Below are 22,485 nucleotides of genomic sequence, written 5' to 3'. Positions count from 1 at the left end.
TATGCATTAAGAATAGTGGTGTTATGGGGTATGGCAAATTGGAAGGATGATAATTAAACATCGTAGATTAAAGCGCAGCAAGGCTTTAAATCATCGGTTATAATCTGTAAAGTACCAACCATATTATAACAAGTGCTTGCTTGGTATGAGCGAGTAGCAATAAAGAGTATTAAAAAATGAATAACGAACATGATGTCATTGACAATTTAGCAGAACTTGAGCGTTTCCTATTAAGTGTTGAAAACGGTGGTTTCGGTCTACAAAATGTTGAAGGTATTGGCATGGCGACAAACACTAAAGACGGTCGCCACTTTGTCGCTGTATTTGATGATAAGCAAAGTCTACTTTTAGCACGTTATGTGACTGACGAAGTTTATGAAAACGGTAAAGAAATGGTACGTAACGGTGTGCAAACTAAGCATTAATACCATGCGATTTAACGCATAATCCATCACCGCATAAATAGTAACGGGATCTGAACTGTTAGTTTAGATCCTGTGATGCCCTTCTTTCAAACATGCCGGTTAGCCAATCCTATGAATTCACTACACCTTAAAGCACTATTACTGGCCATTGAAACCGGTTCTATTTCTGCTGCCGCACGTAAACTAGGTAAGAAACAGCCTCAAGTAAGTCAATGGATCTCAGACCTTGAAATAGATCTCGGGGTTAACTTTTTTGATCGTAGTGGCAATAAATCGACATTAAGTCTCGAGGGGGAACGTTTACTGCCCTATCTCACACATACGCTTAGTCAACTAGATAGGTTTGTGCAAAGTGCCGAGATGATTGCACAAGATGAGCCGACGGTGCTTACGATAGGTATCGAAAATTACGTGCCTGATTTAGCTTTTATCGAGCCACTCTCACTAATATTAGACTTGCCCAGTTTAAGTATTGAAGTGTATCGAGATGAAAAACAGCAATTAACGCAAGCGCTAATCAAAGGCGATGTCGATATTATCATTACCCATGAGTCTGATACCCTGCACCACCAGCAGTTTGAATATTGTCGCTTAGGCCATTACCAAGATGTACTTGTTTGTGCACCGGCACATCCGCTCGCCTCATTATCAATGGTGAACACGAGCGATCTGAGCCAATACCGAGAACTCATTTTAGGCGAATCGAATAACCAACTACAGAGCGATGAAAAGAATGATGGTTTTAGCCCCAGTTATGCGATTTTTTCAGATATCCAGCTACTTACTACGTTGTTGAAAAATAGCAAAGGCTTTGCATTTTTACCCGCAGATTATATCAGTAACGACATTACCAGCAAGTACCTGACCACTTTAGCTTGTGACTTTGAACCAGCAGCTATTATCCGTCGTATCGAATTATGCTGGCACAATGGATTAACCTTATCAACGCAAGGTAATCAAGTTATCTCAGCCTTTAAAGACAATCACCAGCTTGCATAAAGCTTTGAATATTTACCCTTTTAAGAATCACCCTTTAGACCTTTATTTCTTGCTGTGTTGCACAGTGGATAGTACCACCACCTGCAGCTATCCCATCAATAGCGATTTGTTCTATTATTCTATCAGGAAAAGCCTCTTCTAAAATTTCTCTCGTACGTGCATCTGCTTTTTTATCGCCAAATTTTTGTGCCACGATAGCATTGTTACAGGCGTAATAACCAATATAGCCTGCTGCAAAGTCGCGGGTACCAAATTTCTTGTTAATTTTTTCAGGTGTATCGAGGACAATTATCTTTAACTTATTGCCAGCGGAATCCTCGCTGTTTTTTAATACCTCAATATTTTTTCGAGTTACCTCATAATCAAATGAATAACGATCATTATCCCTACTTACGATTACTTCCCCAGGCTTTGTAAATCGAGCATAAAAGTCAGTATGGCCATCGGTAATATCCTTACCTTTAACCCCCTCCAGCCAGATGATCTTTTTTAGTCCAAGTAATTCTTTTAACTCTGATTCAATCTCCTCTTGGCTCATCCCAGGATTACGATTACCGTTAATAATACAACTCTTAGTCATAATGGCAGTGCCTGCGCCATCTACTTCAAAACACCCTCCCTCTAAAGTTAATTTTGATGTTTTAATAATAGAGTTTGTATAGCTACTTATGAAATCTGCAACGTGAGCATCTAAGCTATGCTTTTGATCTCCCCCCCAGCCGTTAAAATTAAAGTTAATTCCATATTTTTTGCCACCAGAGTCTTTGACAAAGATCGGTCCTGTATCTCTGAGCCATAAATCGTCGGTCTCACACTCAATGAGATCAATTGGGTAGTTATTAGCCTCAGATTGATCCAATAGTGAAATCGCTTCATTATAATCATTCGATGATACGAGCATCGATACGGGTTCATATTTCGCGATAGTGTTAGCGATCAAAACTAAATTCTTTTTCACTTCAACAATTTGTCTTTTTGACCATATATGGTCATTTGCGACAAAGGACATCCAAGTTCGTTCATGAACGTCATTTTCTTCTGGCATTGTCATTAACATCGATAAAGAGCTATCTTTTGAAAATATATTTTTACTCACACAAAAACTCCTGAATAAATTCGTACCAACAAATATTATTACCATTTTATTAGATTGTGCACAGTTAAAGTAATGGTGATTATTGGCCGCTAACCACCTTACGTTTATACGATTATTCTTCCGAATAAAATACGATATCACCTTGCAATACTGTCATCAAAATATCAGTTTTAGCGATGGCGTTTTTAGAAATACGGGTAATGTCTTTGTCTAAAATAGCGAAGTCAGCCGATTTCCCTAGCGTAATAGAACCGGTAATATCGCTGATACCCAAGCTGTCAGCTGCATTAATGGTATATGCATCTATCGCCGCATACACATCAGGTAAACCTGTTTCACCCATCTTCAAACTATTGGCAATGCCCACTAATGGATTAATGTCATTTACATTCCAATCACTACTTAGCGTTACATTGGCACCAGTATCGAAAATCGACTTCAAGTTCATTAATGAATGAGTACGTTCTTTACCTAAGAAAGGTTCAGCCCACTGATGGTCATGCTGCGCCACATAATCAGAACCAACTTGAAAATCGGCAGTCACATCTAACTTAGCAAAACGCGCCACGTCTTGGGGATTGACCATTTCAACATGCGTTAGCGTATAAGGTTTTTCAGAACCTTGGTTTCGCGCATACTCAACCGCATTTAATGATTCGTGCACAGCGCCATCACCAATAGCATGGATATGAGCGCTGTAACCTATTTTATCCAACGAACTTAACCATGTTTTCATCTGTTTTGGGGCAATATAATTAATGCCATTGGGTTCGTCGGGTATGTATGTCTCTAAATAAGGTGCGAGTGTTTTTGCAGTACCATTAATAATGATGCCGTCACTGTACATCTTGACTTGATCAACGAGTAACAAAGATGATTTATCACTTGATTGTATGGTCTTTAAAAATGCCAATTGCGGTGGCATTGAATCAGTCGGGTAAATCCACGGACGTAGAGAAATGCGCGCGGTTAAATCCCCTTTTTTCTCAGCTTCTTTCCATACTTCATACCAACCGCGTTTCCAATAAAGTCGCCCATCGCCAATAGTGGTAATACCGTGTGCAGCCGCTTCTTCAAGACCAACCATCAACCCGTCATAGCTTTGGTCAAATTGATTCTCTAAACTGTTCCACGCCATCTCCATCATAATGTCACCAGCGTTATCAAACACAATACCGTTAAGTTCACCCGTTATTTTGTCTTTCAGGATCTTACCGCCTTGTGGTTCAGCTGAATCCTTCGTTATGTTAGCTAACTTTAACGCGACAGAGTTAACCCACATAGAGTGTGACGTTTGCTCCATCAGCACAACGGGTTGGTCGGGGAAAATACGGTCAATAACTTCAAGCGGTGTATAACGATTATCATCCGTTAAAATCGCATCTAACGAAAAACCATAACCCATGACCCAAGCTCCTGGCTTCGCATTTTCACGACAGGTTTTTAAGTAAGATATTTGCTCTTCAAGGGATGCGTCCATATCCAGTTCGCAATTACCGCCCGCTTCCGATGCGGCTTCAAACACATGATTATGATTATCGATAAACCCAGGCATCACATATGCTTGTTCGAGATCGATTATTTCAGTGCCTTTCGCGCGATATGCTGCAGATGCGTTTCCCTTACCGATAAAGACAATATTGCCATCACGTATTGCAATGGTATTGGCATTATCGTGACCGTATATGTTGGCGTTGGTTAAAATCATATCGGCTTTTTTTTCAAGGGCTGGTTTAGCCGAAACAATAGGACTCATTATTAAACTCACAGCGATTGCTAGAGGGGTAATTTTATTCATCGTTCATTCCTTTGTGTCCTACAATCATCATAATTATAGGAAGTGTGTGTCGATGAGGTAAGTCTACTGCAGCGAAAAAATAAAAGAAAAGTAGTGAGTATAAGGATTTTGGGATAGCATCAATACCGAACACGCGTTTGATAGCAAAGGAGCAGTACTGAACATTTCAGTACACTTTGTTTGGGTCAAACTCGGAGTACTACTCGCTAATATATCTAGCAATGAAACCTATGAGCAAGCACTCAACATTTTCTATACGAGTTCTTTACTCGTCGTATCGGGTTGGTTAATTATAGATAATCCGATTTGGGCGTCATTGTCATAACCAATGTCCTCGTATGCATAGAGAGGTGGTTAGACATGTCGTCATTGATTTAGCAATTGCGCCACTCGCTGTTGTAAATGCGGGATCACCTCTAGTTCAAACCAAGGATTTTTCTTCAACCAAATATTGTTACGTGAGCTTGGATGTGTCAAAGGTAATCGCTCTGGCCAATCGACTTGACAAAAGTCTTGCCAATGCCTCACTGTTTCGGTCAGGTTTTTCTGTTTTATCTCACCCATGTGCCACTTCTGCGCATAAATTCCAATCACCAGTATCAATTCAATATTCGGCATTGCCGCGAGTATTTCAGCCCGCCATGTTTTAGCGCACTCTGGCCTTGGTGGCAGGTCGCCCGACTTACCCGTGCCTGGATAACAGAATCCCATTGGTAAAATGGCGATTTTACTGGCATCATAAAAAGTGTCGTTATCAATACCCATCCATTGGCGTAAACGATCGCCACTAGGGTCGGTAAATGGTATACCTGATTCATGCACGCGAATACCTGGAGCCTGCCCTGCAATCAATATTTTGGCTTGCGAATCGACTTGCAACACAGGCCTTGCCCCCAGTGGCAGATCTGGTTCGCACAAGGTGCACTTTCGTACATCGGAAACGATTGTATCGAGAATATTATTTTTCATACTGTCATCCCAGAACGGTTTCTACTTTATACCGAAAAATAGGCTTTATATTTCACTACTCAAATTCATCTGAAGTATAACGAGTATATTGATTGTTCGTCTGTTTATATAGGCTCTTTTTAACCAACTATTATTTGCTTCTAATGTGAGGCGCTATGCCAAAAGGATCTAATTTGATGCCTGAACCTGACTCATTAAGAATAATGACATTTGTAACACCGAAAGATCTCGGCCAGTGGCTCAAAGTGCATAACGCCTCTGAAAGTGAACTATGGGTGAAGATATACAAGAAAAACACGGGGATTCAGAGCGTGACTTGGAATGACGTCGTGATCGAGGCGCTATGTTGGGGTTGGATCGACGGTATTAAAAAGTCAATCGATGACCAAGCCTATCTTCAGCGCATTACGCCCAGAAAAACGCGAAGCAACTGGTCTAAAAGGAACACTGAGCATGCGGAACGTTTGATAAGTGAGAGCCGGATGATGGAATCAGGGCTCGTACATATTCGAGCAGCAAAAGCGGACGGTCGTTGGGAAAATGCCTATGTGGTCAGTGAAATGGAAGTGCCCGCGGATTTCCTCGCTGCACTAGAGAGCAAGCCGAATGTTAAAGCCTTTTTTGGAACACTCAATAAATCGAGTCGTTATGTTATCGCGTACGGATTGATAAGTGCGAAGAAACCCGAAACCAGACTAAGGCGGTTTACAAAGTTCATGGACATGCTTGTTCACGAAGAAAAGCCTAAATAAGTAGAATTCGACATATAAATAAGAGTAAGAGTAAGAGTAAGAGTTGAACAAGCGGAACAAATTACAGTTGGCTTTTACCCTTTCCTCGCTTGTTTTAGCTCATCATTATTGCCTCTAACTGAGGTATCTCGCTTTAATTAGAAATAAACGGACACCATGTTTGAATTAAAAACTATCGCACTATTTTTCATCACTGCCATTGCTGAAATTATTGGCTGTTATTTACCTTATCTTTGGCTTAAGCAAGATAAGAGTATATTGCTGCTGATCCCTGCTGCAGCAAGCCTTGCGCTATTTGCATGGTTGCTGTCACTGCACCCAGAAGCAGCAGGTCGTGTGTACGCGGCGTATGGTGGTGTCTACATATTCGTTGCCATGCTATGGCTTTGGGGTGTTGATGGCATTAAACCGACGATGTGGGATATGATTGGCGCTTCAGTAGCCCTTGTTGGTATGGCCATTATTATGTTCGCACCAAGAGCCGCGTAACCATAGTCTGCCTTAAAAACACCAATATCCACTTGGCGATAAGCTTATCATCTGCTTGCTGTCCAAGTGAGTCCATCGCAGATTTGATCGTATCTGCAGGGATAATATCGCGACGTTGTTCCATCAACGCTGCTGAATATTGCGACGTAAACTCAGGATGTCCCTGCAAACCAAGAAAATGCGAATCCACCTGGAACATGCTATAACGGCAGAAATCATTGCTCAACAATACCTCAGCGCCAGCGGGTAACTGACAGACTTGGTCTTGATGGCAAACCACCAGCGCAATATCATCTTGCTTCGGCAGCATCCAACTTTGCCTTGCTAACACATCAGCATGCGCAATACCGACTCCCCAGCCAAGTGGGCTTTTTTCAACTTCTCCACCCAGTGCTTTGGCGATTAGCTGATGACCAAAACAAATACCGACTAAGCCCTTCTTTTCATAGAAAAGCGTACGCGTAAAATCTTCCAACTGGCGGATCCAAAAATCATCATCATTAACACTCCATTTGCTGCCACTGCAAATATAAGCATCACATTCATCCACATGTTGTGGAAACTGACCATCAATCACCCGATAAAAACGCAGTTCTAATGCGCTGTCTACTTGCGGGAATAACGCCTCAAACATAGCGGCGTAATTACCAAAATCAGCGTGTAAACTAGCCCGTACATCGTCACATTGCAGAATACCGAGTTTCATAACCTTGCCTCCACCGTATAGTTAGTCCTGCCGTTTACAAATCGCCATGTACCGCAGATAAGAAAATATCAGCATATTGCTGCGCATTAAGCATTATCGGATTACCGCCTGCGGATGGGTCTTGCTCGGCCATGGCTCCGATCTCAACGACACGGTCAGCATCAATGCCAATTTCCCCGAGAGAATGTGGTATATCTAGCTGTTTTCGCAATGTCAGTATCCATTCTAGAAAACCATCAAAGTCAGCATCTTCTAACGCTAGATAGCGACTTAAACGAGTAAGCTTAGCTTCAATGGCGCTACGATTAGCTTTTAAAACATACGGCATTAAGATAGCATTTAATAAACCATGATGACTGTCATACAGTGCCCCGATTGGATGCGCAAGTGCATGCATACCACCAAGACCACGCTGGAAAGCAGTTGAACCCATTGTTGATGCAGTCATCATTTGGGCTCTCGCTTCAAGGTCGCAGCCGTCTTCCACTGCGCGCGGTAAATATTCTTTAATTAGTCGAATACCCTCCAGCGCAATGCCTTCCGCCATCGGATGATAACCATTAGCACAATACGCTTCTAAAGCATGGGACAATGCATCCAACCCAGTAGCCGCCGTTAATTTTGCAGGTAAACCGACGCTGAGCTGCGGATCCAAAATTACGATAGCAGGTAACATATTAGGATGAAAAATAATGCGTTTAATGTGATTATTACTGTCCGTAATCACCGACGCGCGCCCTACTTCTGAACCTGTGCCAGACGTGGTAGGCACCGCGACGACAGGCACCATTCCCGCAGCATTTACCTTTAACCAATTATCACCGACATCGTCGAAATCCCAAATAGGCCGATCTTGCCCGACCATCAAAGCAACCGCTTTACCGGCATCCAATGCTGAACCACCACCAAATGCGATCACACCATCATGTTCGCCGCCCTTAAATGCACGAACCCCATCACTGATGTTATCTCCTGTTGGATTACCTTTAATCTGTGAGAAAATACCGCACTTTAAACCCGCTTTTTGGCAATTGATTAACGCGGTTTGCACCATCGGCAAGTCAGCGAGGCCGGGATCGGTAATGAGTAACGGTGATGTCATGCCCAGTTCTTGGCAAGCAGCGGGGAGATCTTCAATACGACCGATACCAGCACGTATAGCAGTAGGATAATGCCAATTCGCCGTGAATTGATTGAGTTCCATAGAGCCTCCATTCATGTTTACAATAACTGTTATAACGACAGCTACAATTTAATGTGGAATGATTTCGGACGTGTGAGCGACTCATAACCTAATTTAGATAAGGTGCAGCCTCGCCCCGAGTTCTTCACTCCCGTCCACGCCAATTCAGGATCGAGGTAATCACAACGATTAACAAAAAAAGTACCGGTTTCCAGTTGCTCGCCAATAGCGATAGCCGTTTCGATATCTTCAGTGAATACCGATGCTGTAAGCCCGAACTCAGAATCATTCATTAACGCGATGGCTTGTTCATCACTGTCGACTTTCATGATGCCAATGACAGGGCCAAAACTTTCTTCGGTCATCACCCGCATTTGGTGATTCACATTGGTTAACAGCTGCGGTGCCAGATAAGGCGAACCAACTTCATTCATTGCAAAATCATCGGCATTAATATGCGCAATAGCACCTTGAGATATCGCATCATGAACTTGCGAACGCACAAAGTCAGCCGCTGACGTTTTGACCATTGGCCCTAATGTTGTGTTCCTATCATCAGGTCGCCCCAGCTTATAGGCTTTAACAAGATCAACAGACTTACGCACAAATTCGTCGAATACGCAGCTATCTACATAGATACGTTCAATACCACAGCAAGATTGTCCTGAATTGAAAAATGCCCCATCGATACAGGTTGCCACTGCATGATCAAGTTCTGCATCACCGCGGACATAAGCAGGATCTTTACCGCCGAGTTCCAATCCAACACCAATGAAACGCCCGCAACTGGCATTTTCAACCATTTCGCCACCAGCAACCGACCCAGTGAAAGCCACGTAATCAATGCGACTATCCTTAATAACGGTTTCTGTATTGGCATGACTAAGATGTAAATATTGAAATACCCCGTCCGGTAAACCTGCTTTTTCAAAGGCTTTATATAATTGCTCAGCGCATAATGGTGTCTGTGCGGAGTGCTTTAATATCACACTGTTGCCCGCTATAATGGCAGGCATGACGGCATTAATCGACGTGAGGTAAGGATAATTCCACGGCGCGATAACAAAAGCAGTCCCCAATGCTTCACGTTTAATGTAGCGCTGGAAACCGGTTTTATCTGGTAATTTAATATTTGCTAAGGCGTCATCTGCGGCGTCAATCATGTAACGCGCACGCTCTGCTAACCCTGCTACTTCACCACCTGCATATTGGATCGGACGCCCCATCATCCAGCATAATTCATCAGCTATCTCAGTTTCATTGGCAATGAAAAAATCGACCATTTTATGGCAAATAGCAGCGCGTTCTTTCAGCGCAAGCTTACGCCAATGAGTCTGCGCTGCGACTGCTTTTTGCAAGGTAACATGAATGTCGTCAAGACTCGCAAGTTCACGCTCAACGTAAACAGTATTATCAATGGGTGAACGTGTTTGTTGTATAGGCCTTTGCTTTTTACTTATCATTGTCATTATCACTGTGCTCCCTAGATAATTTCAAAATAACGTTCGAGTTCCCAATCCGTCACGTGTTTTCTAAATTCACGTTCTTCCCATTCGCGAGTCGCAGCATAATGCTGCACAAACTCTTGGCCAAACAACTCTTTCGCCGCTTCAGAACGTTTGAGTTTACGCGCCGCATCAAACAATGTGCGTGGAAGAGATAATGCTTCAGGGTGATCTTGATCGTAGGCATTACCTTTCACTTGTGCATGAGGCTCTAACTTCTGCTCTATCCCCATTAAACCAGATGCTAATGCCGCTGCGAGCGCAAGATAAGGATTAGCATCGGCAGAGCCCAAACGATATTCAATACGCTGAGATTTTGCCGAACCCGGGATCACCCGCAGTGCAGTGGTGCGATTTTCGACGCCCCAAGTTGCATCAAGCGGCGCCCATAATCCCGGCACCATACGGCTATAACTGTTTACCGTCGGCGCGATCATTGCCAAGAATTCTGGCATGTATTTTTGCTGACCGGCAAGGAAGTTGCGTTGAGTATCACTCATGTTGTATTCATTATTAGGATCGTGAAACAACGCTTTACCACTTTTGTCTTTTAACGAAATATGGATGTGACCACTTTGGCCCGGCCAATCGCTTGACCATTTAGCCATAAAAGTCGCCATCAGATTATTACGCTGCGCCCAGACTTTAATGAAGGTTTTGAATAGTGCGGCTTTATCTGCTGCGTCTTGCGCGCCATCATAAGCAATGGCCGCTTCTAATACACCTGGACCGGTTTCGGTGTGTAGACTCTCTAATGGAAAGTCCATAACTTCACCTAGACCCATGATTTGATGATGTAAATCGGCATGGACTGAATTGCGAATAATAGAGTAACCAAAGCTATCAGGGGTGAGCGGCGTTAAATTCTTGTAACCTTTTTCTCTTATCGATTCAGGTGTTTCTTTAAACATAAAAAATTCATATTCGAATGCAGCAGTCACGTCCAAGCCCATACGCTCGGCGCGAGCTAATACACGGCGTAACGTACCTCGGGGACAAACCGCTTCGGCTTGGTCACGAAACTCGGCAATGAATAACAACATATCCCCTTCGCCGGGCAAGTTACGGCACGTCTCAGGTAAGATACGCACCGGGGCATCGGGATAGCCAGTATGCCAACCCGTGTATTCAACATTATCGTAAAGCTGATCTTTTGAATCCCAGCCTAAAACCACATCACAAAACGAAAAACCACTGTCGAGAGAGCAGAAGAACTTCTCTTTACTCATATACTTACCGCGCATAATACCGTCGGCATCAAACAAACCAACTTTGATATGGCTTAAACCGCGTTGTTCGATAATATGCTTGGCATCGGCAACGGTTTTCACTTCTCTGGGATTGAGCATAATACATCCTTATATTACAGAGCCTATCGCGGCGATGCTTGATAATGAGTGATAGCATAATTATTAGTATAGGGAGTGTAAGTGCGTTGTGATGAAGAAAGTCGACTGCAACGATAAAATAAAACCAAAAAAGTGAGTATAATCAGCTCCGAATAAGCTGAAATAGGGCTTTCACCTTGCAGCGAATATCGACCACCCGACTCAACAAGGACATGAGATGACGAATATCAACATTCAATACTTTAAGCACCCTTACGCTGAATTTGTACTTGGCTCATACCAAGGCAAACTGTGTTTGTGTGATTTTCGCTACAGAAAAATGCGCGAGTCTGTTGACATCCGTATTCAACGCGGCCTTAATGCTACGTTTGTCGAACAAAATGATGCGGTATTAGAACAGACCAAAGCGCAGTTAAACGCCTATTTCATGGGGGAACGCAGTGTATTTGACTTGCCTTTATTACTGGTCGGCACCGATTTTCAACAAACGGTATGGCGAGCACTACAGGAAGTAAAGTATGGTGAAACAGCGACATATTTAGATTTAGCAACAACCATAGGTAACGAAAATGCAGTGAGAGCGGTAGGCAATGCCAACGGGGCGAATGGATTAGCCATTATCATTCCTTGTCACCGTATTATTGGTAGCCAAGGCGAGCTGGTCGGTTACGGCGGTGGTTTGTCATTAAAGAAGCGTTTGTTAGAACTTGAGCAGAATTTATTTATTTAATAAATATAACGCGCTTCGATAAATTACTCTGGAGGTGCGTTTTTAATGCCTCTTTTTTAATGGCAGGGAAGATAAATCCGGTAATAACACCAGGCGAAGAATGATGGAGAGGTAATGAAAAGTAGCCTTCATTATTAATAGTATCTAACGCAACCTGTTTAATCGCAGATATAGGCAATGTTGTTGAACCCATAATCATATTCGAGCCATCGAAGGTGATATACGACACTGGATCGTCGATAAATGGTTGATTAGAATGACGAGCAGCTATAATGGGCCCAACCGCAGTCGACACATAAATAAGATAGAGCAGATTAAAGTCAAAACCAAATATAGCAATGACCATAAAATAACTAAGTACTGCACCGAACAATAGTTTGATCGGATGAATAGCATAAATAAAATTCAACAAAACTACCTCTTTAAAATAATCAGTTCATATTTACAGAGGGAAATTCGACGTAGTGTGGCAGTTGAATGCTGCAAAATAACTAACAATATTGAGTATTGCTTAATTGCAGGCAAAAAAAATGGCAAACCCATAAGGCTTACCATTCTTTATATTTATTCAGCTCTGATTCAGAGCCGAATACATAGCAAACTAGATTGCTACGATGTTTTCAGCGTTAGGACCTTTTTGACCTTCGCCTACTGTGAATTCTACTTTTTGGCCTTCAGTCAAAGTTTTGAAACCTTCACTTGAGATAGCGCTGAAATGTGCGAATACATCTGGGCCATTTTCTTGCTCGATGAAACCAAAACCTTTAGCTTCGTTGAACCATTTAACTGTACCTTGAACTTTAGACATAATAATACCTGTAATTTTAATTTAATTTGCCTTAATAGGCTTGGATAGCGTACAAAAAACTGGAACTTAAAAACTACAATGCGAGGTATTAATATAACAACGAAATGGAGAATGTAAACAAAAGGCTTTCTTGCTGAGGGACACTCTATAGAATCTAAAAAAAAAGTCAAAGCTATTCAAAAAATAAAATACCTAAAATTGTGACAAAAACATGATCAAAAACCAAGTTAGACATAAGTTTCAAAGGCTTAAGATTATTTCAGGCCCGTATATTATTTTATATTTATTTATCACTACTGACGAGAAAACATCCAGTCATGTCTAAATGTCAAGCTTGCTTTACCACAACGGCGCGGTTATTCTGATCTTATAGATAGATAACAGATTAAAATATCAATATGAAAGCACAATATACATTACCAATAATCCTTGATGGTGGCATGGGCCGTGAACTTCAGAGCATTGGCGCGCCTTTTCAACAACCAGAATGGTCAGCTCAAGCATTAATTGAAGCCCCTCACTTTGTTTCTCAAGTACATACTAGCTTTATAAAGGCCGGCGCCGAGATTATTACCACCAATACCTACGCGCTAGTGCCCTTTCATATTGGCCAGAAACGCTTTGACGAACAAGGCGCAGACCTGATCAAACTTGCAGCTGAGTTAGCGCGAGGATCCATTAGTGATCATTCAGGTCTGTTAATCGCTGGTTGCATCCCCCCAGTATTAGGTTCTTACCGACCCGATCTGTTTAAAGTAGAAGCAGCTAAACCCATACTTGAGGTATTGATAAACAATCAACAAGCAGGTGTCGATATTTGGTTAGCCGAAACCATCTCTTCTATCGCTGAAGCGGCCATGATCAAATCCCGCACTGCGACCACAGACAAACCGACCTGGATTGCATTTACCATTAAAGATGAAATAACTACAGAGCCTGCTCTGCGTTCTGGTGAGTTGGTTTATGATGCGGTGAGTCAAATAGCAGGACAACATGTATCGGCTATCTTATTCAATTGCAGCTGCGCCGAAGTCATGGAAACCGCGTTGACGACGGCCAAACAAGCGTTATCCGATCTCGGTATTGCTGACCAAGTACAGTTAGGCGTATACGCCAATAACTTCCCGCCCATTGGCGACCTGCACGAAGCAAATAATGCCGTTAAAGGCATAAGAAAGGATGTAGCACCGCAAAGATACCGTGAATTTGCGACAACTTGGGTCAACGCCGGCGCATCTATCGTTGGTGGGTGTTGTGGCGTTTCGCCAGCACACATTAAAGCATTAGCCGAGCTTAAACACGCATAATTATCTGTTCACTAAGTGGATCTTTCTTCTTTGTTAGCCCTATTCATTACTTACACTAGGTTCAAACGATCTGACGAGCATGATAAAAATTATTATGCTCGTCAGATCACCCCTTCAAATCATATAATAATTTATTGAATTTTTCGTCCTCACGTGGTCCAACTAAGAATACTGTGCTTTAGTAATAATCAATCAATATGATAAATAAGGCTTCTTATGCATATAACCCCATCGTTACGTACTATTTTGGTCGTTGATGATATAGCCGATAACATCCAAACTTTAAACGGCGTTCTTAATACTGAATATAAAGTACAAGCGGCAACCAATGGCCTGAAAGCATTAGCGATTGCACAACAACAGCCTCAACCAGATATGATTTTACTTGATGTAATGATGCCTGAAATGGATGGCTTTGAAGTGTGTCGATTATTAAAAATTAATCCTGCCACTAAGCATATCCCTGTCATTTTTGTCACGGCAAAAAGTGATCCAGTGGACGAATCATTCGGGTTTGAATTGGGTGCTGTCGACTACATTACTAAGCCTTATCACCCTGACATTGTAAAAACACGCGTTAAAGCCCAGTTCTCTCTGTCTGTTCAAAATCATCACCTTGAAGACTTAGCAAAGATGAACAGCGACAACATCATTAGCAGTGAGGAGATGATAGCCTTAAATAACATATTTTTGGGCGGCGCTAGCTGTAGGCATACACTCGATATACTCCAGAGTTACGCAGACAACAATAACACCAAGATAAACGATGATGTAGCATCTATAATGCAGAGTTTTTCATCATTGAATAGTGTGGATAAAGAGCAAGTCACTCATCTTATAGAAACGCTAAACATTGGCAATGAAGATGAAAAATACAAAATATCCGACTTTTTCGGTTTAGGCGATAGCTAAAGCACACGCGATTGTACAAACAATCGAAATTTATAACACTCATATGAGAGATGATACAAGTGCCTAAATTATTAATTGAATCAAATAATAAGCGCATCATGTTCGGTTTTTTCATTGCTATTTTTCTGCTTATTGCTATTGGTTTAGCGAGCATGTTCCATTTTTCTAAATTAACTAACGCAATTGATCGGTACTCACAAGCTGGGCAATTATTGATAGCCCTTGATAGTGCTCGTATTGCAGAGCTGACTTATACGCGAGATGGCTTAGATCAGGATGCAAAAAAAGCAACGACTCATATTGAAACAGTACAGTCATTAATTACAGTTTTCATCGATAACGCAGACCGAAAATATGTTGAAAAATTATTCACTATAGCTAATCAATATCAAACTGCCTTTGAACGTTACGTGTTACTCACTGAGGAATTACGTCAAAAACATAAAGATATGAACAACTCAATCATATTCGTCAATGACAGTGCTGAAGCATTGAGAAAATTAAAAATAAAGGATATCGATTACGTAAAACTGAACATGAAGAAGTTTAGGTTAGAAACAAATAAGATCAGGGAAAATATAAAACAAACCTACCAACTAGAAAATGCCATCGAAGCCGTTATCAGTATTAAGAAGGATGTCTTACTTTCCGATAATAAACATGAACTTAAATTATTTAAAGAGTACTTCGATGAAATATCTTATCTCACTAAAGCCTTACAGACATCGATTAAAAATCCGAATGACAACGATATACTGACGCAATTAGTACCTCAGACAAATAAATTAAGAACCCTGTTTACACAATTTGAAAATGTAAATGATTATGCTGTGCTCACGATCAATACACCATTAGTCGTTGAAATAGAGGCACAAGCGTTGTTATTAGCAGGTCTGGTTGTTGATTTACGCACTAACGAACTAAATTTTCTAGATTCAACAATGGCACTTCGTGATACAGTACAAAAAGTGATGTTACGAAGGTTAGAGTTTTATGAGCAACTCGATATATTATTGGATAACATCAATGCCGCTAGACAATTAAATAATGAATTTTCGTCAGTACAAAACCAACCGACTCGACACTTATCGTTCACTCAAATCCAAACATTGTTAACCTTAACAAAAACCCAAGTTAAACTTATTTCATCTTCATTTATAGAAAAAGATGATCAGCATACTTTCAGTGAATTGTTACCGAACATTGAAGTTTACTTTAATGATTTCTTGGCTTTAGCTGATTTAAAAAAACAAAGATTAGTGTTTAGAAAAATAATGAATGATTCAGCCTTAGCTACTGATGGTATCTTGTCTAATTTTCGTGAATACAGACTTAAAGAGATGGATGAGTCTCGTAATTCAGTTCAAAAGATGTCTATTTTTTCTATTTTCTTTTTAATCAGTATCGTATTACTTGGCTATGTTATTCGCCGTTCGCAAATATCACTGACAAACTTAACTCAACGATTAGGTATTGTAGCAGAACAAGCAAAACAGGCAGATCAAGCAAAGTCCGATTTTTTAGCTAATATGAGCCATGAAATCAGAACACCAATGAATGCAATTATCGGCATGAGTTATTTAGCGCTAGAAACAGAATTAAACCCTAAACAGAAGAATTATATTGGGAAAGTAAACCGTTCTGCCAATGCCTTACTTGGGATCATTAATGACATCCTAGACTTCTCTAAAATAGGGGCAGGTAAGTTAACCATTGAAAAGATTGAATTCAATATTTCTGACGTTTTAGATGAAGTGGCAGACATTATTGGCTTAAAAGCACAAGAACGGGGTTTAGCATTGCGCTTTGATATTGATAGTAACCTACCCCTCAGTTTTATTGGCGACCCCTTACGACTACAACAAATACTCATTAATTTAGGTGATAATGCGGTTAAATTCACCAAAAAAGGGGAAATAATATTAAGTCTTACCTGCAAAATAATCAACGACAATAAAGTCGTGCTCGTTGGTGATGTACGAGATACAGGTATTGGTATGACTCCAGAGCAAGTAAAAAACCTATTTTCTGCATTCTCTCAAGCTGACACCTCAACCACCCGTAAATATGGTGGTACAGGTTTAGGCTTGGCGATTTGTAAACAGTTAACGCGATTAATGCAAGGTGATATATCAGTAACCAGTGAATTTGGTATCGGCAGTTGCTTTTCATTTCACGTCGCTCTCGAGCGTTCAGAATTAGGTTCAAATTTATCGCCACATGTCCTAGATACAATGCCAACAGCCTATTCCCCAGGCTCTCTGACGCAAGCACAGCAGCAACAACAAGATAATAAGGTAAATACGCTTGCCGTTGAACAGCTGTTGATCGGGGTTCATTTTTTATTGGTCGAAGATAACAAAATTAATCAAGAACTTGTCTACGAAATATTAACAAGCAAAGGCATTAACGTAACCATTGCAAACCATGGTCAAGAGGCGATTGAATATTTGGCTCATCACACTTTTGATTGCGTGCTGATGGATTGCCACATGCCTATAATGGATGGTTATGAAGCGACAGAAATAATAAGAAAAGATCAACGCATGCAGCTGTTACCGATTATCGCAATGACTGCAAATATCATGGAAAAAGATTTAGAAAAAGCAAAAGAATCTGGCATGAATGACGTAATTGGAAAGCCAATCAATATTGCTGACATGATGAAAACGCTTGTTAAGTGGGTCAATGTAAAACCATCCCACACGCTCAATAATACTAAATTGACACCTAATACACTGCTTGAGATTGAAAACATAGGAAAAATAGAAAGCACCATTCACATTGTAGGGCTTGACCATGCGATGGGGTTATCTTGTGCAAATAATGATATTACCCTTTACTACAAATTACTGGCTAGATTTTCCAAACAATATGCTAAAAAACCCAGCGCTTTGACAGTGCCGGAGTTAGAGTTAGATTCAGAAGCGCAACAGCACTTTATTCATACTTTAAAAGGTCTTGCTGGAAATTTAGGATTTTCAGCTATTTATCAGCTTTGTAATGCCATTGAAAAAGACACTGAAGAAGCGCCTAAACAGGATCAGTTACAGGCACTTACGCAAATGTTAGCTGATACATGTACAGCTTTAGAAAATTATTTTCAACAACATAAAGTTAGCTCGACGGGTGAACCAAGCAATCAAGTTAAGCGCTCAGCTCAAAATACATCGACTCACAATAAGCTGATGATAGAAAAAATCAAAAAGGCACTGAAACATTCAGATACCATTGCTATCGAGTTAGTAGAACAGCATTTCGCAGATGAACTCGGGTTATCTGCATCTGACTATCAAAAACTAATAGTGCATGTGAATAATTTTGATTTCGATGCTGCATTAACACTCTTTGATGACTGATCAATCCTGTCATCCGGTAATCCGGTAATCGGTAATCGGTAATCGGTAATCGGTAATCGGTAATCGCAATATTAATGCGCGCAGCCTTTAGGCGTCATATTAAAATGGCGCTTAAATTCACGACTAAACTGCGATGAACTGGTATACCCCACGAGTCTTGCGGCATCACTCACCCTTAAGCCTTCGAGTTGGATCAGCTCTTTGGCTTTATTTAAACGCACTTTCTTTAAATACTGCAGCGGTGATTCTAATGTCACTTTGCGAAATGCCAAATGGAAAGCAGACACGCTCATATTAGCTTCATCAGCCAAATGCTGAACCGTGAGTCCTTCTGAATAACCTTGGTGCATTTTAGTCAGGACTTTCGCCACCCTGGCGTATTGCCCGTCGTGATGGGCTAAATCAAACAATACATGCCCTTCTGAGCCAACCAGTGCCCGATAAACGATTTCCATGACTAATGACTCACCCAACATTTTAGTCTCTAAGTCAGAATGCAGTGCCATCATCAAGCGCTTGCAACTCTCTAGCATTGGCGTCGCCATTTTGACCGAGCTTAATCCACATGTTTCTTGGTTACTTCTCGATGCATATTCAAAAGAGGCCGCTTCCAATTCATTCACTAAGCGGTGTAACAAGGTTGCATCAACATTAATGGTTAAGCCTAACAAGGGCACACCATGCTCGGGGAAAGCTTCGCACTCCAATGGCATTGGCACACCAACGACCAAATAGTCTTCAGGCCCATAATGCACTGGCTGATTGCCTATGTGTATATGCTTGCGCCCCTGCCCCATGACGATAATTCCCGATTGGTATACAAAAGGCTGGCGCTTATTGCCTTTACTACTGCGATAAAACCACACCCCTGGAATAGCGGTTTCTTTAATGCCTTCCAGATCGTTAAGATCGTACGCATCCGCATATGTTTGCATTAAATCGCCAAGAGAATTCATTGTTGCCCTTAAATATCAGTCATCGCCTGTTTATTAAAATACGTAACTTTAGAGGAATAGGCAACTTAAATGGAGGATTCCGCCTTTTTAAAGCGCATTATAAAGAGTAATATGCACTTATTGAATAAATCAAAATAAAGGACATACAATGAAATTCTCTTATGTTAACCCGACTCAAATCCATTTTGGCCAAGGTCAAATTTCAACTATCACAACGTCTATTCCAAAAGATAAAAAAGTGTTGGTGATTTACGGTGGTGGTTCTATTAAGAAAAATGGCGTTTATGACCAAGTTTGTGACGCACTGAAAGAACATACATGGTCAGAATTTTCAGGTGTTGAAGCAAACCCAACAGTAGAAACATTAGATAACGCAGTTGTGATGGCAAAAGAACAAGATATTGATTACATTCTTGCTGTTGGTGGTGGCTCTGTAATTGATGGTGCAAAATACGTGGCTGCAGCAGCAATGTACGACGGCAATGGTTGGGATATTTTGATTGGTAAGCACATAGTAACGGAAGCGATTCCACTGGGTGCAATTCTGACATTACCTGCAACAGGTTCTGAATCAAATTCAGGTTCTGTTATTACTCAAAAATCAACGCAAACTAAACTGCCGTTTATGGCTGCAGCAGTACAACCTAAGTTTGCTGTACTTGATCCAGATTCAATGAAAACATTACCAGAACGTCAATTAGTGAATGGTCTTGTTGATGCTTGGGTACACGTTTGTGAGCAATACTTAACACTGCCAACAGGTGCAATGGTTCAAGACGGTTATGCTGAAGTATTACTTAAAAACTTAAGAGTATTAGCAGAACAATACGACGACCGTGATAACAACGAATGGCGTTCAAACCTAATGTGGACAGCAAACCAAGCGCTTAATGGCTTAATTGGTTCTGGTGTAACACATGACTGGGCAACACACATGATTGGTCATGAATTAACAGCTTTATACAATGTTGATCATGCACGTTCGCTATCTATCATCCAACCGTCTTTACTACGTAATCAAATTGAAGCGAAACGCGCTAAATTGGAACAACTTGGTAAAAATGTATTTGGCTTAGACGCTTCTACAGACCTAGCTGAACGTACCATTGTAGAAATAGAAACTTTCTACCACAGCGTACAAGTACCAACGCAATTAACTGAACACGGCGACGATAAAGCATCTGCTGTTGATACGATTATCAAGCAACTTGAAGCGCACGGTATGGTTGCACTCGGTGAAAGCCAAGCGATTACGCTGGAAGTTTCTCGTCAAATTTTAGAAGACGCAGTAGCGTAATATCGAAATAAAAACGCACTAAACACTAGTCGTTTTACTTGCGAGCATTAAATACTAAAAGCCAATACTGTTAATCCGGTATTGGCTTTTTTGTTTTGATAACACAGGACTCTATTTCCCCTACAGCTACTCTTGCTACTTCTACTTCTACTTAATCCGACTTAATGACAAGTAAATGTTGTTTCATGAAATCAATAAACACGCGGTTTTTATTCGGCATGTATTTACTTTGCACATACTGCAAACAAATATCACCGTGATAATTACCCTGTAACTGCCAATCTTGTAATAGTGGCACGAGCGTCCCCGCTGCAATACCCTTCTGCGCAATATAATCTGGCAAACCGCCAACACCAAAGCCCTGTTCAATCGCATCACAACGCATCTCACTGTGGTTAATCAAGTATGATCCCGTCACCTGTACGGTCGCTTGTTGATTTTGATTACTAAACCGCCAGCGATTATCAGCCATATTTTCACCTAAGCACAGGCATGGTAGATATTTTAAGTCATCGGGGTGTGTAGGCAGTGCATGGTTTGCAAGGAAATCAGGACTGGCACATAACACCTGTTCAACGCGACCGATTTTAACGTTGACCAATGCTTCAATGGGATTGTCATTAATATGGATCAAAAAATCGACACCATCATGAATCGGGTCTAAAACACGGTCCGTCACTTTTAAATGTAACTGAATATCTGGATAACATTTTAAAAAATCGGTGAAAAGTGGTCTTAATACCCGACTCGCCAACGATTTTGGCGCTGCCACTCTCAATAATCCGCTCACAGTCGATGTGGCAGAGGTACTGGCATTAACCGCTTGCTCTGCAGACTCAACCATTTGTTTACAATAATCGAACGTGATCTTACCTGACTCCGTTAACGCCAGTTGTCGCGTAGTCCGCTGTAATAGCTTGATGCCTAATGCATCTTCTAACCGACTAATTTGGCGGCTCACCGCTGAGGGGGTTACCCCAAGTTTTCTTGCAGCTTTACTAAAATTCCCCTGCTCAACCACAGTGACCAAAATCGCCATGTCAGGCAACAAAGGGATTATTTTATTTGTGTCCACTAGGCACAAGTCCTTTTACAAATGGGTGTATTGTTTTAAATCTCTCATAAATTAACATGACTGCAATAAAATAAATACGTTGCTGTAAGCATATTAAAAATAATGAGAGGTAAATATGGAGTTGTTAATAAATACGTATATGGCAGAAATTATAGCGGTGAGTACCATTGCTATTTTTATGGCGATCTTACCTGGGGCTGATTTTGTGATGGTGACCCGTACGAGTATTTACAATGGTCGTTTAGCTGGTTTATATGCTAGCTTAGGTATGTGTTTATCTGTTTGTATTCATGCCAGTTATTCAATTGCAGGATTAGCTGTCGTGATTGCAAATTCGGCATGGTTATTCAATTCGATAAAATACCTCGGCGCGGCTTATCTTATTTATATTGCTTGGCAGTTATTAACAACACGCGCGCTGTTAAATACCGGTCAAAACAATCAAATGGTTGAGATGTCACCCTTTGCCGCGATACGTTTAGGTTTTACCTGCAATATATTAAACCCTAAAACATCTATTTTTTTCTTAAGTATTTTTACCCAAGTAGTATCGATCGATACGCCGCTAATCATGCAGATAGGATATGGCTTGATCATTATGCTAGCACATTTTATCTGGTACATCGGGGTTGTGTTACTGCTATCACACCCAAACATACTGCCTCGCTTCAATCGGCATAAACAAAAAATTGATAAAGGGGCTGGATTTGTATTAATGCTGATTGCGATAAAACTCACCCTGGTGAATTCTATTTAATGTAAGACCGACA

General features: G+C 41.1%; 21 protein-coding genes. 10 read left to right on the top strand and 11 right to left on the bottom strand.

What is annotated here, in order from left to right; genetic code table 11:
• Nucleotides 1–176: 176 nt before the first annotated feature.
• Together A923_RS0100940 and A923_RS0100935 are read left to right on the top strand one after the other, a co-directional pair.
• Nucleotides 177–425 (top strand): hypothetical protein, encoded by a 249-nt coding sequence (locus A923_RS0100940; protein WP_017219759.1) that lies wholly within the window; start codon nt 177–179, stop codon nt 423–425.
• Nucleotides 426–536: 111 nt separating this feature from the next.
• Complete coding sequence (locus tag A923_RS0100935) at nt 537–1,424, top strand: LysR family transcriptional regulator (protein ID WP_017219758.1); 888 nt, start codon at nt 537–539, stop codon at nt 1,422–1,424.
• A gap of 34 nt (nt 1,425–1,458) precedes the next feature.
• Here the strand turns inward: A923_RS0100935 and A923_RS0100930 are convergent, their stop codons facing one another.
• The 3 genes from A923_RS0100930 to A923_RS0100920 all read right to left on the bottom strand — a co-directional run bounded on the left by A923_RS0100930 (nt 1,459) and on the right by A923_RS0100920 (nt 5,287).
• Entirely contained in the window at nt 1,459–2,520 is a 1,062-nt protein-coding gene (locus A923_RS0100930; RefSeq protein WP_017219757.1) for an agmatine deiminase family protein, read from the bottom strand.
• Between the two features lie 112 nt (nt 2,521–2,632).
• Nucleotides 2,633–4,318, bottom strand: a complete 1,686-nt coding sequence (locus A923_RS0100925; protein WP_017219756.1) for an amidohydrolase — start codon at nt 4,316–4,318, stop codon at nt 2,633–2,635.
• Between the two features lie 366 nt (nt 4,319–4,684).
• The gene (locus A923_RS0100920) at nt 4,685–5,287 is read right to left on the bottom strand and encodes a uracil-DNA glycosylase family protein (protein ID WP_017219755.1); all 603 of its coding nucleotides are present in this window, start codon (nt 5,285–5,287) and stop codon (nt 4,685–4,687) included.
• Between the two features lie 176 nt (nt 5,288–5,463).
• Here A923_RS0100920 and A923_RS0100915 point away from each other — a divergent pair, with 176 nt between their 5' ends.
• Together A923_RS0100915 and A923_RS0100910 are read left to right on the top strand one after the other, a co-directional pair.
• Nucleotides 5,464–6,039: a YdeI/OmpD-associated family protein gene (locus tag A923_RS0100915; protein ID WP_017219754.1), complete on the top strand. Its 576-nt coding sequence runs from the start codon at nt 5,464–5,466 to the stop codon at nt 6,037–6,039.
• A gap of 156 nt (nt 6,040–6,195) precedes the next feature.
• Complete coding sequence (locus tag A923_RS0100910) at nt 6,196–6,528, top strand: YnfA family protein (RefSeq protein ID WP_017219753.1); 333 nt, start codon at nt 6,196–6,198, stop codon at nt 6,526–6,528.
• On the opposite strand, the gene A923_RS0100905 is transcribed toward A923_RS0100910, so the two are convergent.
• From A923_RS0100905 to A923_RS0100890, 4 genes are read right to left on the bottom strand one after another with little or no spacing between them, the layout of a single operon-like run.
• Nucleotides 6,503–7,234 (bottom strand): GMP synthase, encoded by a 732-nt coding sequence (locus A923_RS0100905; protein WP_017219752.1) that lies wholly within the window; start codon nt 7,232–7,234, stop codon nt 6,503–6,505. The genes A923_RS0100910 and A923_RS0100905 overlap by 26 nt on opposite strands.
• Nucleotides 7,235–7,268: 34 nt before the next feature.
• Entirely contained in the window at nt 7,269–8,438 is a 1,170-nt protein-coding gene (locus tag A923_RS0100900; RefSeq protein WP_017219751.1) for an iron-containing alcohol dehydrogenase, read from the bottom strand.
• Between the two features lie 41 nt (nt 8,439–8,479).
• Nucleotides 8,480–9,886 (bottom strand): aldehyde dehydrogenase family protein, encoded by a 1,407-nt coding sequence (locus A923_RS0100895; RefSeq protein WP_017219750.1) that lies wholly within the window; start codon nt 9,884–9,886, stop codon nt 8,480–8,482.
• Nucleotides 9,887–9,900: 14 nt separating this feature from the next.
• Complete coding sequence (locus A923_RS0100890; protein WP_017219749.1) at nt 9,901–11,271, bottom strand: glutamine synthetase family protein; 1,371 nt, start codon at nt 11,269–11,271, stop codon at nt 9,901–9,903.
• Nucleotides 11,272–11,488: 217 nt separating this feature from the next.
• Here A923_RS0100890 and A923_RS0100885 point away from each other — a divergent pair, with 217 nt between their 5' ends.
• A complete protein-coding gene (locus A923_RS0100885) occupies nt 11,489–12,001 on the top strand; it encodes a methylated-DNA--[protein]-cysteine S-methyltransferase (protein ID WP_017219748.1) in 513 nt (170 codons plus the stop codon).
• Here A923_RS0100885 and A923_RS0100880 read toward each other — a convergent pair.
• Together A923_RS0100880 and A923_RS0100875 are read right to left on the bottom strand one after the other, a co-directional pair.
• Complete coding sequence (locus A923_RS0100880) at nt 11,994–12,413, bottom strand: hypothetical protein (RefSeq protein WP_026005995.1); 420 nt, start codon at nt 12,411–12,413, stop codon at nt 11,994–11,996. The two genes, A923_RS0100885 and A923_RS0100880, sit on opposite strands and share 8 nt — an antisense overlap.
• Nucleotides 12,414–12,602: 189 nt before the next feature.
• Nucleotides 12,603–12,809 (bottom strand): cold-shock protein, encoded by a 207-nt coding sequence (locus A923_RS0100875; protein WP_017219746.1) that lies wholly within the window; start codon nt 12,807–12,809, stop codon nt 12,603–12,605.
• Between the two features lie 398 nt (nt 12,810–13,207).
• Here A923_RS0100875 and A923_RS0100870 point away from each other — a divergent pair, with 398 nt between their 5' ends.
• The 3 genes from A923_RS0100870 to A923_RS0100860 all read left to right on the top strand — a co-directional run bounded on the left by A923_RS0100870 (nt 13,208) and on the right by A923_RS0100860 (nt 18,387).
• Complete coding sequence (locus A923_RS0100870) at nt 13,208–14,116, top strand: homocysteine S-methyltransferase family protein (RefSeq protein ID WP_017219745.1); 909 nt, start codon at nt 13,208–13,210, stop codon at nt 14,114–14,116.
• A 216-nt stretch (nt 14,117–14,332) separates the two neighbouring features.
• Entirely contained in the window at nt 14,333–15,028 is a 696-nt protein-coding gene (locus tag A923_RS0100865) for a response regulator (RefSeq protein ID WP_017219744.1), read from the top strand.
• A 50-nt stretch (nt 15,029–15,078) separates the two neighbouring features.
• A complete protein-coding gene (locus A923_RS0100860) occupies nt 15,079–18,387 on the top strand; it encodes a hybrid sensor histidine kinase/response regulator (protein WP_017219743.1) in 3,309 nt (1,102 codons plus the stop codon).
• A 71-nt stretch (nt 18,388–18,458) separates the two neighbouring features.
• Here A923_RS0100860 and A923_RS0100855 read toward each other — a convergent pair whose 3' ends face one another.
• Nucleotides 18,459–19,343, bottom strand: a complete 885-nt coding sequence (locus A923_RS0100855; RefSeq protein WP_017219742.1) for an AraC family transcriptional regulator — start codon at nt 19,341–19,343, stop codon at nt 18,459–18,461.
• Between the two features lie 148 nt (nt 19,344–19,491).
• Here A923_RS0100855 and A923_RS0100850 point away from each other — a divergent pair, with 148 nt between their 5' ends.
• On the top strand, nt 19,492–20,640 hold the full coding sequence (locus tag A923_RS0100850) for an iron-containing alcohol dehydrogenase (protein WP_017219741.1): 1,149 nt from the start codon (nt 19,492–19,494) through the stop codon (nt 20,638–20,640).
• 151 nt (nt 20,641–20,791) lie between these two features.
• On the opposite strand, the gene A923_RS0100845 is transcribed toward A923_RS0100850, so the two are convergent.
• Nucleotides 20,792–21,715: a LysR family transcriptional regulator gene (locus A923_RS0100845; protein ID WP_017219740.1), complete on the bottom strand. Its 924-nt coding sequence runs from the start codon at nt 21,713–21,715 to the stop codon at nt 20,792–20,794.
• A gap of 139 nt (nt 21,716–21,854) precedes the next feature.
• Between A923_RS0100845 and A923_RS0100840 the strand changes: the two genes are divergently transcribed.
• Nucleotides 21,855–22,472, top strand: a complete 618-nt coding sequence (locus A923_RS0100840; protein WP_017219739.1) for a LysE family translocator — start codon at nt 21,855–21,857, stop codon at nt 22,470–22,472.
• Nucleotides 22,473–22,485: the final 13 nt, after the last annotated feature.

The organism is Moritella dasanensis ArB 0140 (assembly GCF_000276805.1).
Lineage (GTDB): Bacteria > Pseudomonadota > Gammaproteobacteria > Enterobacterales > Moritellaceae > Moritella > Moritella dasanensis.
This window is presented reverse-complemented; position numbering and strand designations above follow the sequence as displayed.